A 13,954-nucleotide genomic window follows, 5' to 3' on the forward strand; every position below is an offset into this window, starting at 1 on the left:
GCCTACTTGTCGGCGGCGGGCTTCTCGGAGGCGCCCTTCGCCGCGACCGGCTTGCGCAGCTGGATGTTCAGCTCGCGCAGCCGGGACTCGTCCAGCTCGGTCGGGGCGCCCATCATCAGGTCCTGGGCGTTGCCGTTGAGCGGGAAGGCGATCGTCTCGCGGATGTTGGGCTCGTCGGCGAGCAGCATCACGATGCGGTCGACGCCGGGGGCGATGCCACCGTGCGGCGGGGCGCCGAGGCGGAACGCGCGGAGCATGCCCGCGAACTCGTGCTCGACGGTCTCGCGGTCGTACCCGGCGATCTCGAAGGCCTTGAGCATCAGCTCGGGCTCGTGGTTACGGATGGCGCCCGAGGACAGCTCGATGCCGTTGCAGACGATGTCGTACTGCCAGGCGAGGATGTCCAGCGGGTCCTTCTCCTCCAGGTCGGCCAGGCCGCCCTGGGGCATCGAGAAGGGGTTGTGCGAGAAGTCGATCTTCCCGGTCTCCGCGTCCTTCTCGTACATCGGGAAGTCGACGATCCAGCAGAACCGGAAGACGCCCTCCTCGAAGTGGCCGGCGCGCTTGGCGGCCTCGACCCGGACGACCGACATGATCTTGGAGACCTCGTCGAACTCGCCCGCCCCGAAGAACACCGCGTGCCCCGGGACCAGCGAGAGGCGCTCGGTGAGCGTCTTGACATCGGTCTCGGTGAGGAACTTGGCGATCGGTCCCGCCAGCGTGCCGTCCTCGCCCACGCGCACCCAGGCCAGGCCCTTGGCGCCGTGCTCGACGGCGTACTCACCGAGGCCGTCGAAGAACTTGCGGGACTGGCCGGCGGTGTCCGGGACGGGCAGCGCGCGGACGTGCTTGCCGGCGAACGCCTTGAACCCGGAGTCGGCGAAGACGTCCGAGATGTCGACGAGCTCCAGCTTGGCCCGCAGGTCCGGCTTGTCGTTGCCGTACTTCAGCATCGACTCGCGGAACGGGATGCGCGGGAACGGCGAGGTGACCTCGCGGCCCTTGCCGAACTCGGTGAAGAGCTCGGTCATCAGCTTCTCGATCGGCTGGAAGACGTCCTCCTGCTCGACGAACGACATCTCGACGTCGAGCTGGTAGAACTCGCCCGGCGAACGGTCCGCGCGGGCGTCCTCGTCGCGGAAGCAGGGCGCGATCTGGAAGTAGCGGTCGAAGCCCGAGATCATCAGCAGCTGCTTGAACTGCTGCGGGGCCTGCGGCAGGGCGTAGAACTTGCCGGGGTTCAGCCGGGACGGGACGACGAAGTCGCGGGCGCCCTCGGGCGAGGTCGCGGTGAGGATCGGGGTCGCCATCTCGTTGAAGCCGAGGGCCACCATCTTGGAGCGGATGGAGGCGATCACGGCCGAGCGCAGCATGATGTTGCGGTGCATGCGCTCGCGGCGCAGGTCGAGGAAGCGGTACTCCAGGCGCCGCTCCTCGTTGACGCCGTCCTCGGCGTTGATCGTGAAGGGCAGCGGCCCGGCCTCGCCGAGCACCTCGACCTCGGTGACCTCGATCTCGATCTCACCGGTCGGCAGCTCCGGGTTGACGTTGTCGGCGCCGCGTGCGGAGACCTTGCCGTCGATCCGGACGACGGTCTCCTTGGTGAGCTTCGCCAGGGCGTCGTTGCCGGGGGTGCCGGGGCGGGCGACGAGCTGCACCAGACCGTGGTGGTCGCGCAGATCGATGAAGAGGATGCCACCCAGGTCTCGGCGATTGTGCAGCCAGCCGCTCAGCCGGACGTCGGTGCCGACGTCAGAGGCGCGGAGCTCGCCGCAGGTGTGGGACCTGTACCGATGCATCGTCGTTCATCCAGTCTTCGCGGTTCGGGGTGGTGGATTGAGCCACCCCAGGCTACCGCCCGGCACGGGGCCTCTTCATTTCCCTTTCCCGCCCGCTCCCGCCGGGGACCGGCCGTACGCCGACGAGCCACACCGGACAACGTTCGCACTCGGCGTCCCCTCGGTGGCGTACGGCGAGCACATCTTCCTAAAGTGGGGCAATGCGCACCGAGGACGTCCTGGCCGCGATCGCGACCGGCCTGTGGCGCTGGGACAACGCAGCCGGCACGGTCACGCTCGACGCGGAGGCGGCCCGGCTGCTCGGCCTGCCCGCCGAGTCCGGCAGCTACCGGGAGGCGGCGGTGCGCTCCCGTTTCCATCCGGTCGACTGGAACGAGATCTACGGGGTCGTGAACCTGGCCGTCGCCGAGGGGACCCTGGCCGAGGCCCGGCTGCGGATCGTGGACGAACGGGGGCAGGTGCTGCGTACCGTACGCAGCCGCTCCAAGCCGGTCGTCGACGCGGCCGGGAACGCGGAGAACTACCTGCTCATCGGCACGCTCCAGGAGGTCGCCGAGCCCCAGCTGGGCTCGTCCGGCCCCCACACGCCGATCACCGGGGACTGGCGCAGGTCCCGGGAGGCGTTCCTGCTGGACGCCGGACGGGCGCTGGCGGAGGCCCGGTCCACGGAGGAGGTGCTGCGGGTCGCCGCGTCCCTCTCCATGCCCGGCTTCTCCCCGGACGGGCTCGCGGTCTTCGGCTCCGTCGGGGAGCGGCTGACGATCATCGGCCACCACGGCCAGAGCCCGGGGGACGAGGAACCCTTCACCGACATGCCTCTGGAGACGGACTACCCGGCCGCCGAGGTCGTCCGCACCGGCCGCGCCATCTATCTCCCCTCCCCCGAGGAGTACCGCCGCCGCTACCCGGCCACCTGGCCGCTCGCCCGGCGCTTCGGGCGGCAGTCCTGGGCGTACCTGCCGCTGGTCTCCTCCGGCCGCACGATGGGCGCGTGGATGGCGGGGTTCCAGCATCCGGTGGGGTTCTCGCCCGACGAGCGCGCGGTGCTCACCACGGTGGCCCGGATGCTCGCCCAGGCACTGGCCCGGGCCGGGGTCGCGGAGACCGAACGGGAGCTGTCGCTCGGGCTCCAGCGCTCGATGATGCCGACGCTGGGACCGGACATCCCCGGCATGACGGTGGCGGCGCGGTACGTACCGACCGGCGGCGGGCTCCAGGTGGGCGGCGACTGGTACGACATGATCCCGCTGCCCAGCGGCCGGATCGCCCTGGTCATCGGCGACGTCCAGGGCCACGACGTGCGGGCCGCCGGACTGATGGGCCAGCTCCGCATCGCCCTGCGCGCGTACGCCTCCGAGGGCCACCGTCCCGACGCGGTGCTGGCCCGGGCCTCGCGCTTCCTCTCCGGGCTGACCGACGCCTACGAAGGTGTGGCGGGCGACGACGAGCCCGCCGCGTCGCGCTTCGCCACCTGCCTGTACGCCGAGGTGGACCCGGAGACCGGAACGCTGGACATCGCCCGCGCGGGCCACCCCGACCCGGTGGTGGTGAGCGCCGACGGCACCGCGGTGATCCGGCAGACGGCGGGCGGGCTGCCGCTCGGCATCGAGACGGACGCCGACTACCCCACCACCCGGGTCGTCCTGGAACCCGGAGAAACGATCATGCTCTGCACGGACGGCCTCATCGAGACCGGCGGCCACGACATGGCCTCCGGCTGGACCCGGCTGCGCCCGGTCCTTGAGGAGCCCACCGAGGATCTGGAGCAGATGGCCGACGCCCTGGTCCAGGCCGTGCACGGGCCGACCTCGCACTACACGACCGGGCCGCTCGCGGACCGGCGCGAGGACGACATCGCGGTGCTGGTGCTGCGCCGTGCGAGCACCCGGGCGCCGCAGACGCCGACCCGGCGCAGTGTCCTGACGATCGCGCAGGCCGAGCCCGAGCGGATCGCGGTGGGCCGGCAGCTCGTCCGGGAGCTGCTGCACGACTGGAAGGACCCCGAGCAGGTCGACTCGGCCGTCCTGATGGTCTCGGAGATGGCCACCAATGTGCTGGTCCACACGGACGGGGACGCGCTGATGGTGGCGCAGGTGTCGGGGGAGCGCGGGGAGCGGCGGCTGCGGGTGGAGGTGGCCGACGCGAGCGACGAGCTGCCGCACAAGCGGCGGCCCGGGGAGATGGCGTCCAGCGGCCGGGGGCTGGTGCTGATGGAGATGCTGGCGGACGCGTGGGGGGTGGATCCGCGGGGGGAGGGGAAGTCGATCTGGTTCGAGCTGTACGAGGCGGGTGGGGCGGAGGTTTAGGCCCGGGTGGGTGCGGGGGCTCCGGGCGGGCGGGGTCTCCCTCGCGGGGGTTCCGTCCTCAAACGCCGGACGGGCCGACAGCGTCTCCCGAGCGCCTGCGTAGTTCACCCAGGACGCCGACGGCCGCCGCGCACATCGGGACGGCGAGCAGCATGCCCATCAGTCCGGCGACGCCCGCTCCCGCCGTCAGCGCGATCATGATCATCGCCGGGTGCATCTGCACCGTACGGCTCTGGATCACCGGCTGGAGCACATGGCCCTCCAGCAGCTGGACCGCGAGCACCACCCCCAGCACCCACAGCGCGATCACGAACCCCCGGTCGGCCAGCGCGACCAGCACGGCGACGGCGCCGGAGATGAAGGCCCCGAGGTACGGGATGTAGGCACCGACGAAGACCAGCGCGCCCAGTCCCACCGCCCCCGGCAGGTCCAGGATCAGCAGGCCCACCGTGATGCACACGGCGTCGATCAGCGCGATGAACGTGGTGCCGCGCATGAAGCCCTCGACGGCCTCGAACGCCCGCCGCCCCATGGCCTCCACCAGGTCACCGGTGCCCCGCGGGGCCACCGCGTGCGCGAGGTGCGCCGCCCGGTCGGAGTCGCGGAGGAAGAAGAAGGTCAGCAGGAGGGCCAGCACACCGGTCGCCACCAGCGTGCCGACCAGGCTGATCCCGCTGAGCAGACCGCCCGCGGCGCTCGCGCCGAACTTGCCGATCAGGTTCCCGGCGTTGTCGGCGAGGTCGTCGACGTCGGAGCTGCCGGCGATGTCGAGGTGGTCGATCACCCACTGACCGGCCTCCTTGAGGGACCGGACGATCTGGTCACCGCTGTCGATGAGGGCGGTGACCACGATGTACCCGGCCCCGCCCACCACCGCGACGAGCGCCGCACAGGTCAGCCCGGCGGCCAGCGACCGGTTGAGCCCACGGGCGATGAGCCAGCGGTGCACGGGGCCGAGCAGCGCGGTGCCGAGGAGGGCGAGCAGCACCGGCGTGACCGCGGTCTTGAGGGTGACGACCAGCCAGACGGCGACGGCGGCGACCCCCGCGACCAGCAGGACGACACCGCACCAGGCGGCCGCGCGGCGGGCGCCGTCGGGCAGAAGGGGCTGGGAGGCAGGCACCCTCCCAGCCGATCACGGCGCGCGCCGGCCGGCCCGCCCGCCGCCACCGTACGGGTGACGGGTCGTCACATGAGGGGCCCGGCGGGCTCCGTACGCGCACGAAAGGATCGCTCCGTACGCGTACGAGGGGGTCGTCACATGCCGTGGACGGCGGGGACGGTCCCGAGGCGGCCGGCCTGGAAGTCCTCGAAGGCCTGCTTCAGCTCGGCCTGGCTGTTCATCACGAACGGGCCGTAGTGGGCCATCGGCTCCCGGATCGGCCGGCCGCCGAGGAGGACGATCTCCAGGTCCGGGGTGTTCCCGTCCTGCTTCTCGTCCGCGCGGACGGTCAGCGAGGAGCCGCTGCCGAACACCGCGGTCTGTCCGAGGCGGATCGGGCGGCGCTCCTCGCCGGCCGTGCCGCGCCCGGCCAGGACGTACGCGAGGCCGTTGAAGTCCTCACGCCAGGGCAGGGTCACCTCGGCGCCGGGCCGCACGGTGGCGTGGATCATCGTGATCGGAGTGTGGGTGATGCCCGGCCCCTGGTGCCCGTCGAGCTCACCGGCGATGACCCGGAGCAGCGCACCGCCGTCCGGGGAGGCGAGGAGCTGGACCTCGCCGCCACGGATGTCCTGGTAGCGCGGGTTCATCATCTTGTCGGCCTTGGGCAGGTTCACCCAGAGCTGGAGGCCGTGGAAGAGCCCGCCGGACAGGACGAGCGACTCCGGCGGTGCCTCGATGTGCAGCAGCCCGGATCCGGCGGTCATCCACTGGGTGTCACCGTTCTCTATGGTGCCGCCGCCCCCGTTGGAGTCCTGGTGGATGAAGCTGCCGTCGATCAGGTACGTGACGGTCTCGAAGCCGCGGTGCGGGTGCCAGGGGGTGCCCTTCGGCTCGCCGGCGGCGTACTCCACCTCACCCATCTGGTCCATCATGATGAACGGGTCGAGGTGCTGGTAATCGATCCCCGCGAACGCGCGGCGGACCGGGAAGCCCTCGCCCTCGAATCCGCTCGGCGCCGTCGTGACGGCGAGCACGGGGCGGGCCGCGGCGTCACCCGAAGCGGCCACCTTGGGCAGGGTCAGCGGGTTTTCGACGGTCACTGCGGGCATGGGAGCCACCTCCGGGCGGGATCTTCTGGAACGAATTTAGTTGAATGATGAACATCCTGCAAGGCGTGCGCCGTTCCCGCCGCGCTCAGGGGCACTGCGGGCAGTACCTCCGCCAGCACTTCCAGCAGCACAAAGGGTCCGCGCCACCCCTGGCGCGGACCCTGGCCCGGACGATGAACTCGCAGGTCAGCGACCCACGAGCCCGGAACCTACCCGTACATACGACGCATCGCGAAGTCGACCATCTGCTCGACCGCCTTGGCGTCGAAGACCATCCGGTGATCGCCCTCCATGTCCAGGACGAAGCCGTACCCCGTGGGCAGCAGGTCGATCACCTCGGCGCCGGTGATCACGAAGTACTTGGACTCCTTGCCCGCGTAGAGCCGCAGCTCCTTGAGCGTGGTGAACATCGGGATCACGGGCTGCTGCGTGTTGTGCAGGGCCAGGAAGCCGGGGTTGTCACCGCGCGGACAGTAGACCTTCGACGTGGCGAAGATCTGCTGGAAGTCCTCGGCGGAGAGGGAGCCGGTGGTGAAGGCCCGTACCGCGTCGGCCAGGGAGGGCGGAGAGGGTTCGGGATACAGCGGCTGCTCGCCGTAGCCGCCGCCCATCTGACCCATCTGCTGCTGAGCACCAGGGTTCTGGTCGTAGCCGTACATGCTGCAAAGAGTAATCGGACACATCTACGGCTTGAGGGGTTGCGCGTTATTACTGACGGGTAGCATCATCGTAGAGGTCAGCTGATACACCCGCGTCTGCCTGTACCCACGCCTGCCTGTCGCCCGACCCGCATCACTCCCCGGGGCGCTGCGCGCCACTGCTATTGATTACGGAGCCTTCCCATGGGGCACTACAAGTCGAATCTCCGCGACATCGAGTTCAACCTCTTCGAGGTCCTCGGGCGCGACAAGCTGTACGGCACCGGTCCGTTCGCGGAGATGGACGTCGACACCGCGAAGAGCATCCTCGACGAGGTCGTCCGCCTCGCGGAGAACGAGCTCGCCGACTCCTTCGCCGACGCCGACCGCAACCCGCCGGTCTTCGACCCGGAGACCAACACCGCGCCGGTCCCGGAGAGCTTCAAGAAGTCGTACCAGTCCTTCATGGACTCGGAGTACTGGCGCCTGGGCCTGCCCGAGGAGATCGGTGGCACCACCGCGCCCCGCTCCCTGATCTGGGGCTACGCGGAGCTGCTGCTCGGTGCGAACCCGGCCGTGTGGATGTACTCCTCCGGTCCCGCGTTCGCGGGCATCCTCTTCGAGGAGGGCACCGAGGAGCAGAAGAAGGTCGCGGAGATCGCCGTCGAGAAGCAGTGGGGCTCGACGATGGTGCTGACCGAGCCGGACGCCGGCTCCGACGTCGGCGCCGGGCGGACGAAGGCCGTGCGGCAGGAGGACGGCTCCTGGCACATCGAGGGTGTGAAGCGCTTCATCACCTCGGGCGAGCACGACATGTCCGAGAACATCCTCCACTACGTGCTGGCGCGCCCCGAGGGTGCGGGCCCCGGCACCAAGGGCCTGTCGCTCTTCCTGGTCCCGAAGTACCACTTCGACTGGACCACCGGTGAGCTGGGCGAGCGCAACGGTGTGTACGCGACGAACGTCGAGCACAAGATGGGTCTCAAGGCCTCCAACACCTGCGAGATGACCTTCGGCAACCGCCACCCCGCCAAGGGCTGGCTGATCGGCGACAAGCACGACGGCATCCGCCAGATGTTCCGCATCATCGAGTTCGCCCGCATGATGGTCGGCACGAAGGCCATCGCCACCCTCTCCACGGGCTACCTGAACGCGCTGGAGTACGCCAAGGAGCGCGTCCAGGGCACCGACCTGTCGCAGTTCATGGACAAGACGGCGCCCAAGGTCACCATCACGCACCACCCCGACGTGCGCCGCTCGCTCATGACGCAGAAGGCGTACGCCGAGGGCATGCGCTCCCTCGTGCTGTACACCGCCACCGTCCAGGACGCGATCCAGGAGAAGGAGGCCGCGGGCGAGGACGCCAAGGCGCTGAACGGCCTCAACGACCTGCTGCTGCCGATCGTCAAGGGCTACGGCTCCGAGAAGTCCTACGAGCAGCTGGCGCAGTCGCTCCAGACGTTCGGCGGCTCCGGCTACCTCCAGGAGTACCCGGTCGAGCAGTACATCCGGGACGCCAAGATCGACACCCTTTACGAGGGCACGACGGCCATCCAGGGCCAGGACTTCTTCTTCCGGAAGATCGTCCGCGACCAGGGCGTCTCGCTCAACACGCTCTCCGAGGAGATCAAGAAGTTCCTCGCGGGCGCCCAGGGCAACGAGGAGCTGGCCCCCGCACTGGACTCGCTCGCCCAGGCGGCCGTGGACCTGGAGGCGATCGTCGGCACGATGATCACCGACCTCACCGCGACCGGCGAGGACGTCAAGAACATCTACAAGGTGGGCCTCAACACCACCCGCCTGCTGATGGCCTCCGGCGACGTCGTCGTCGGCTACCTGCTCCTCAGGGGCGCGACCGTGGCGGCCGAGAAGCTGCCGACCGCCTCCGCCAAGGACGTGGCCTTCTACCAGGGCAAGATCGCCGCCGCGAAGTTCTTCGCCGCGAACATCCTGCCGGGCGTCTCAGCCGAGCGCGCGCTCGCCGAGAGCGTCGACAACTCCCTGATGGAGCTGGACGAGGCGTCCTTCTAGGAAATCGCTCGTCTGTTTCGTCAACGTGCGCCGCCACCCGGAATTCGTTCGGGTGGCGGCGCTGTCGTATCAGCTGGGTACGCTGAGTGCATGGCCCGGAATCCCGTCCATGGGAGGAACCATGACCGCCGAGGCACTGCCCGAATCGCTGCACCGTCAGCCGGACGGCTCCAAGTGGCCGGTCCCGCCTGCGGACGGCTACACCGTGGACGAGTTCTTCACGCTTGACCTCCCGCCGCACACGGAGCTGATCGACGGGAGCCTGGTTTTTGTCAGTCCGCAGCGGAAGTTCCACACGCTGGCGATGTATCTGCTGGAGCAGGGGCTGCGCCTCCATGTGCCTGGGCACCTGCGCGTGCGTCGGGAGATGGCGGTCGTCCTGGGCAGACGGAGTGTGCCCGAGCCGGATCTGGTGGTGGTGTCGGCGGAGGCGGACGGCAATCAGCTCCAGACTCGCTACGAGGCCGCCGACGTTCTCCTCGCCGTCGAGGTCGTCTCCCCCGACTCCGAGGACCGCGACCGGGACACCAAGCCGCACAAGTACGCGGCGGCGGGCATCAAGCACTTCTGGCTCGTGGAAATGGTGGGCGATGGGCACCGCCCCATGGTCATCACCTACGAACTCGACCCGGTCAACAGGACCTACGTCTCCACCGGCGTCCACCACGACCGCCTCAAGCTGTCCGCCCCGTACGACATCGACATCGACCTGACCGCGATCGACGAGCTGTAGGCCCCGGGGCAGTACCCCAGCCGGTCACCGGATTCCGGACTCAGGTCCCTCGATACAGTGAAGACCATGAGTTCTCGCCACCGGTTCGACCGTGCGCACACCGATGACCTGATGTCCTTCCTGGCGGCGAGCCCGTCCCCGTACCACGCCGTGGCCAACGCGGCCGCCCGGCTGGAGGAGGCCGGATTCCGCCAGGTCGAGGAGACCGCCGCCTGGGACGCGAGCGCCGGTGGGAAATACGTGCTCCGCGGCGGGGCGATCATCGCCTGGTACGTGCCGGAGGGCGCGTCCGCGCACACCCCGTTCCGGATCGTCGGCGCGCACACCGACTCCCCGAACCTGCGGGTGAAGCCGCTGCCGGACACCGGGTCCCACGGCTGGCGCCAGATCGCCGTCGAGGTCTACGGCGGCACGCTGCTCAACACCTGGCTCGACCGGGACCTCGGCCTGGCCGGCCGGATCTCGCTGCGGGACGGCACCGACCGGCTGGTCGACATCGACCGGGCGCTGCTGCGGGTGCCCCAGCTGGCCGTGCACCTGGACCGGTCGGCCAACACCGACGGCCTCAAGCTCGACCGGCAGCGCCACATGCAGCCCATCTGGGGTCTGGGCGAGGTGGCCGAGGGCGACCTGATCCGCTTCGTCGCCGAGGAGGCCGGCGTCGACGCGGAGGACGTCACGGGCTGGGACCTCATGCCGCACGCCATCGAACCGCCGTCCTACCTGGGCCGGGACCGGGAGTTGGTCGCCGGGCCGCGGATGGACAACCTCCTCTCCGTGCACGCCGCTACCGCCGCCCTGGCCGACGTCGCCGGGCAGCCGGACGACGAGCTCCCGTACATCCCCGTACTGGCCGCCTTCGACCACGAGGAGAACGGCTCCCAGTCCGACACCGGGGCCGACGGGCCGCTCCTGGGTACGGTGCTGGAGCGTTCGGTGTTCGCCCGGGGCGGTACCTACGAGGACCGCGCCCGCGCCCTCGCCGGAACGGTCTGCCTCTCCTCCGACACCGGCCACGCCGTGCACCCCAACTACCCCGAGCGGCACGACCCGACGCACCACCCGGTGGTCAACGGCGGGCCGATCCTCAAGGTCAACGTCAACATGCGGTACGCCACCGACGGCAGCGGCCGCGCGGTGTTCGCCGCCGCCTGCGAGAAGGCGGGCGTGCCGTGGCAGACGTTCGTCTCCAACAACTCGATGCCCTGCGGCACGACGATCGGCCCGATCACCGCGGCCCGGCACGGCATCCAGACCGTGGACATCGGCGTCGCCATCCTGTCCATGCACAGCGCCCGTGAACTGTGCGGCGCGGACGACCCGTATCTGCTGGCCAACGCGCTCACGGCGTTCCTGACGGGCTGACAGCCACGCTCAACGACCGGCTCGGACATGGTTGTTGCCGGGCCGGGTACCCGACCCGTACAACCGGTCCGGATACACCGGATCGTCGAGGAGGCGGGAATCATGGGGCTCGGAGGATGCATTCTTCTGATCGGTGGTGGCGCGATCCTGGCGTTCGCGACCGACTGGAAGGTGGACACCGTCAATGTCGACCTGGTCGGCTGGATCATGATGCTCGTCGGCCTCATCGGGGTCTTCGTCTACATGAGCATCGCCCGCCGTCGGCGCATGGTCGTGCCGCCCACCACCACGGTCGTCCAGGACGACGAGCAGCGCTACCACTGACCCGCGGTAAGGCCCTTACTCGTCAGGTTCCCACCGGATCGGTGCGGCCCTGGCCCGTCAGGGTCCCACCGCATCACCGAACGTGACGCGCGGGAACCACCGGCCTCTCCTCCTGGACCGGTGGCTCCCGCGCCGCCCGTGGTTCAGCCCTGCTCGTCCATCCCTGCCAGCACCAGCGGCAGCCGGGCCGTTCCCGCCGCCGTCACGCGCACGGGGACGCCCCAGTCCTGCTGGTGGACATGGCAGGCCGGGTACTCGTCGGCCGGGTCGTCGTCGCAGGACGCCGCCATCGCGGAGACGTGCAGCACGCCCTCGGTGACCTCGTCCGCGAGGACCAGGTCGCGCCCCAGGTCGGTGCCCGCGCCGGAGCCTTCGGCCAGCAGCTCGGGCGGGGTGGCGGAGACCAGCAGGCGGGTCGAGGGCCCGTACCGGGTGTCCAGTTTCTGTCCCGCCGGCGCCTGGAAGACCACGTCGAGCCGGAGGGTGCCCGGGGCGATCTCGGTGGCCGCGCGCTGGGTACGGTGCGCCTGCTCGGGGACGCGTACGGCCTCCTCGGGCAGCCGCAGGCGGGTCAGCCGGTGCCGGGCCGACTCGACGACCACCAGGTCGCCGTCGACCAGCACCGCGTCGCTCGGCTCGCGTACGTCGGTGGCGAGCGTGGTGACCTCGTCGGAGGCGGGGTCGTAGCGGCGCAGGGCGTGGTTGTACGTGTCCGAGATCGCCACGGACCCGTCGGGCAGCGCGGTCACGCCGATCGGGTGCTGGAGGAGCGCCTGGGCGGCCGCCCCGTCGCGGTGCCCGAAGTCGAAGAGGCCGGTGCCCACAGCCGTGCGCACCTGCCCGTCCCGGTCGACCCAGCGCAGGGCGGAGGTCTCGGAGTCGGCGACCCAGAGCCGGTCGCCGTCGGCGGAGACCGCGAGCCCGGACGGCTGGGCGAACCAGGCCTCGGCGGCCTCCCCGTCGACCAGGCCCTCGTTGGTCGTCCCGGCGGCGACGCGCACGGCCTGGTCCTCGGGGTCGTACGTCCACAGCTGGTGCACACCCGCCATGGCGATCCACAACCGGTCACCGAACCAGGCCAGGTCCCACGGCGAGGAGAGGTCCACCTCGCGCGCCGGGCCGCTGGTCGGCGTCCCCTGCCACCACTGACGGCCGGTCCCGGCGAGGGTGCTGGTCACCCCGGTCGTGAGGTCCAGGGCGCGGATCGCGTGGTTGACGGTGTCCGCGACGGCGATACGGCCGTCCGGGAGCACGGCGAGCCCCTGCGGCTCGCTGAACCGGGCCTCGTCCGGGCCGCCGTCGTTCAGCCCGCGGTCCCCCGTGCCGAAGTGGCGCCGTACGGTCTCGCCGTCCGCGTCCAGCTCGACCAGGCGGTGCCGGGTGGTGTCGGAGACGAGGAAGCCCCCGTCGGGCAGGAGCAGCGCCTTGCCCGGGAAGCGCAGATGCGTGGCGACAGGCTCCGGCGCCACGTACGGGCCGTCGCCCCGGCGGAGCGTGCCCTTGGCGGCGTGCTCGGCCTCCAGCTCCTCGACCAGCTTCTCGATGGCGTGCGCGTGGCCCTCGCCCGCGTGCTGGGCGACGACATAGCCCTCGGGGTCGATGACGACGAGCGTGGGCCAGGCCCGGACGGCGTACTGCTTCCAGGTGGCCAGCTCGGGGTCGTCCAGGACCGGGTGGTGGACCTCGTACCGCTCGACGGCATCGACGACGGCCTGGTGCTCGGCCTCGTGGACGAACTTCGGCGAGTGGAGCCCGATGATCACCACGGTGTCGCGGTGCTTCTCCTCCAGCTCCCGCAGCTCATCCAGGACATGCAGGCAGTTCACACAGCAGAAGGTCCAGAAATCTAGCACCAATGTGCGACCTCGGAAGTCCGCGAGGGACAGCTCCTTGCCACCGGTGTTGATCCAGGACCGCCCTTGCAGCTCAGGGGCGCGGACGCGGGCTCGCTTGCTCATGCGTCCAAGGGTGCCACTACCGGTGCTCTCTCCTGCGCTCCCCCAGCCCTGACCCCTGCTATCCGGCGCGGGTCACCCGCCCATGGTCGGCCACGACGCGCCGGAAGAGATCGTGACCGGTGCGCCCCGCGTGCCGGAGAGCCCAGTCCTGTGCGGCTTCCTGGTCACCCTGGGGACCGGAGTCGGCCCCGCAGTCGGCAGCCGTACAGAACGCTTCGTAGACGACTCCGCCCTCCGGAGCGTGCCGGATCGTGTGGGATACGAACCGGTACACCGTTCGCGTACTCATTGGTGCCCCTCCGGGTGGCGTCGCATGTAGACGTTGCAGTCGGACACCGTGGTCGTGTCGCCCACCGCACGGGCACGGTCACGCACGTTGGCCAACTCCATGCAACCGGCGCACCCGTCCACGGTGTCGGCTCCAAGGCCGGTGGCCACAGCGGTAGTTCTACCGGTGCACTGGGATACGTCCTGGGCTCGCTCATGAGGTGATCTTCCAGCCGTCGCCGGGACGGGGGAACCTCGTACGTTTCCCACTTCGGGACGTCCCGCAGCAGGTAGAACGTCCCTGGAATGTCCGCGTACA

The 13,954-nt window shown here is 70.3% G+C and carries 11 protein-coding genes and 1 pseudogene; 5 read left to right on the forward strand and 7 right to left on the reverse strand.

Annotated features, from left to right (window positions below; translation table 11 throughout):
- Nucleotides 1-2: 2 nt before the first annotated feature.
- Nucleotides 3-1,799, reverse strand: a complete 1,797-nt coding sequence (gene aspS / locus ACIQAK_RS10980) for an aspartate--tRNA ligase (protein WP_366388715.1) — start codon at nt 1,797-1,799, stop codon at nt 3-5.
- Nucleotides 1,800-1,999: 200 nt separating this feature from the next.
- On the opposite strand from aspS, the gene ACIQAK_RS10985 reads away from it, so the two are divergent.
- Nucleotides 2,000-4,105, forward strand: coding sequence for a SpoIIE family protein phosphatase (locus ACIQAK_RS10985; RefSeq protein ID WP_366388714.1), 2,106 nt, complete (start codon nt 2,000-2,002; stop codon nt 4,103-4,105).
- 58 nt (nt 4,106-4,163) lie between these two features.
- Here ACIQAK_RS10985 and ACIQAK_RS10990 read toward each other — a convergent pair whose 3' ends face one another.
- The 3 genes from ACIQAK_RS10990 to ACIQAK_RS11000 all read right to left on the reverse strand — a co-directional run bounded on the left by ACIQAK_RS10990 (nt 4,164) and on the right by ACIQAK_RS11000 (nt 6,978).
- Nucleotides 4,164-5,228 carry an AI-2E family transporter gene (locus ACIQAK_RS10990; protein ID WP_366388713.1) on the reverse strand — a complete coding sequence of 355 codons (1,065 nt, stop codon included), beginning with the start codon at nt 5,226-5,228 and terminating at the stop codon, nt 4,164-4,166.
- Nucleotides 5,229-5,362: 134 nt separating this feature from the next.
- Nucleotides 5,363-6,319, reverse strand: a complete 957-nt coding sequence (locus ACIQAK_RS10995) for a pirin family protein (RefSeq protein WP_366388712.1) — start codon at nt 6,317-6,319, stop codon at nt 5,363-5,365.
- A gap of 209 nt (nt 6,320-6,528) precedes the next feature.
- Entirely contained in the window at nt 6,529-6,978 is a 450-nt protein-coding gene (locus ACIQAK_RS11000; protein WP_365051419.1) for an SseB family protein, read from the reverse strand.
- A gap of 183 nt (nt 6,979-7,161) precedes the next feature.
- On the opposite strand from ACIQAK_RS11000, the gene ACIQAK_RS11005 reads away from it, so the two are divergent.
- The 4 genes from ACIQAK_RS11005 to ACIQAK_RS11020 all read left to right on the forward strand — a co-directional run bounded on the left by ACIQAK_RS11005 (nt 7,162) and on the right by ACIQAK_RS11020 (nt 11,410).
- Nucleotides 7,162-8,988, forward strand: a complete 1,827-nt coding sequence (locus ACIQAK_RS11005; RefSeq protein WP_366388711.1) for an acyl-CoA dehydrogenase — start codon at nt 7,162-7,164, stop codon at nt 8,986-8,988.
- 109 nt (nt 8,989-9,097) lie between these two features.
- Entirely contained in the window at nt 9,098-9,721 is a 624-nt protein-coding gene (locus tag ACIQAK_RS11010; protein WP_366388710.1) for a Uma2 family endonuclease, read from the forward strand.
- A 66-nt stretch (nt 9,722-9,787) separates the two neighbouring features.
- Nucleotides 9,788-11,086 carry a M18 family aminopeptidase gene (locus ACIQAK_RS11015; protein WP_366388709.1) on the forward strand — a complete coding sequence of 433 codons (1,299 nt, stop codon included), beginning with the start codon at nt 9,788-9,790 and terminating at the stop codon, nt 11,084-11,086.
- A 102-nt stretch (nt 11,087-11,188) separates the two neighbouring features.
- Nucleotides 11,189-11,410 (forward strand): DUF6458 family protein, encoded by a 222-nt coding sequence (locus ACIQAK_RS11020; RefSeq protein ID WP_030563210.1) that lies wholly within the window; start codon nt 11,189-11,191, stop codon nt 11,408-11,410.
- A gap of 143 nt (nt 11,411-11,553) precedes the next feature.
- Here ACIQAK_RS11020 and ACIQAK_RS11025 read toward each other — a convergent pair whose 3' ends face one another.
- From ACIQAK_RS11025 to ACIQAK_RS11035, 3 genes and pseudogenes are all read right to left on the reverse strand, one after another.
- A complete protein-coding gene (locus ACIQAK_RS11025; protein WP_366388708.1) occupies nt 11,554-13,368 on the reverse strand; it encodes a thioredoxin-like domain-containing protein in 1,815 nt (604 codons plus the stop codon).
- A 58-nt stretch (nt 13,369-13,426) separates the two neighbouring features.
- Nucleotides 13,427-13,657: a hypothetical protein gene (locus ACIQAK_RS11030; RefSeq protein WP_366388707.1), complete on the reverse strand. Its 231-nt coding sequence runs from the start codon at nt 13,655-13,657 to the stop codon at nt 13,427-13,429.
- Nucleotides 13,654-13,853, reverse strand: a pseudogene (locus ACIQAK_RS11035) (hypothetical protein). The gene ACIQAK_RS11030 and the pseudogene ACIQAK_RS11035 overlap by 4 nt, the downstream one beginning before the upstream one ends.
- Nucleotides 13,854-13,954: the final 101 nt, after the last annotated feature.

It is taken from the genome of Streptomyces sp. NPDC088706 (assembly GCF_044752765.1).
In the GTDB taxonomy this organism is placed as follows: domain Bacteria; phylum Actinomycetota; class Actinomycetes; order Streptomycetales; family Streptomycetaceae; genus Streptomyces.

Excerpts from the sequence above, each read along its gene's own strand:
- ACIQAK_RS11005 (WP_366388711.1), top strand. The coding sequence starts at position 7,162 with ATGGGGCACTACAAGTCGAATCTCCGCGACATCGAGTTCAACCTCTTC.
- ACIQAK_RS11010 (WP_366388710.1), top strand. The coding sequence starts at position 9,098 with ATGGGAGGAACCATGACCGCCGAGGCACTGCCCGAATCGCTGCACCGT.
- ACIQAK_RS11015 (WP_366388709.1), top strand. The coding sequence starts at position 9,788 with ATGAGTTCTCGCCACCGGTTCGACCGTGCGCACACCGATGACCTGATG.
- aspS (WP_366388715.1), bottom strand. The coding sequence starts at position 1,799 with ATGCATCGGTACAGGTCCCACACCTGCGGCGAGCTCCGCGCCTCTGAC.
- ACIQAK_RS11000 (WP_365051419.1), bottom strand. The coding sequence starts at position 6,978 with ATGTACGGCTACGACCAGAACCCTGGTGCTCAGCAGCAGATGGGTCAG.
- ACIQAK_RS10985 (WP_366388714.1), top strand. The coding sequence starts at position 2,000 with ATGCGCACCGAGGACGTCCTGGCCGCGATCGCGACCGGCCTGTGGCGC.
- ACIQAK_RS11025 (WP_366388708.1), bottom strand. The coding sequence starts at position 13,368 with ATGAGCAAGCGAGCCCGCGTCCGCGCCCCTGAGCTGCAAGGGCGGTCC.
- ACIQAK_RS11030 (WP_366388707.1), bottom strand. The coding sequence starts at position 13,657 with ATGAGTACGCGAACGGTGTACCGGTTCGTATCCCACACGATCCGGCAC.
- ACIQAK_RS11020 (WP_030563210.1), top strand. The coding sequence starts at position 11,189 with ATGGGGCTCGGAGGATGCATTCTTCTGATCGGTGGTGGCGCGATCCTG.
- ACIQAK_RS10995 (WP_366388712.1), bottom strand. The coding sequence starts at position 6,319 with ATGCCCGCAGTGACCGTCGAAAACCCGCTGACCCTGCCCAAGGTGGCC.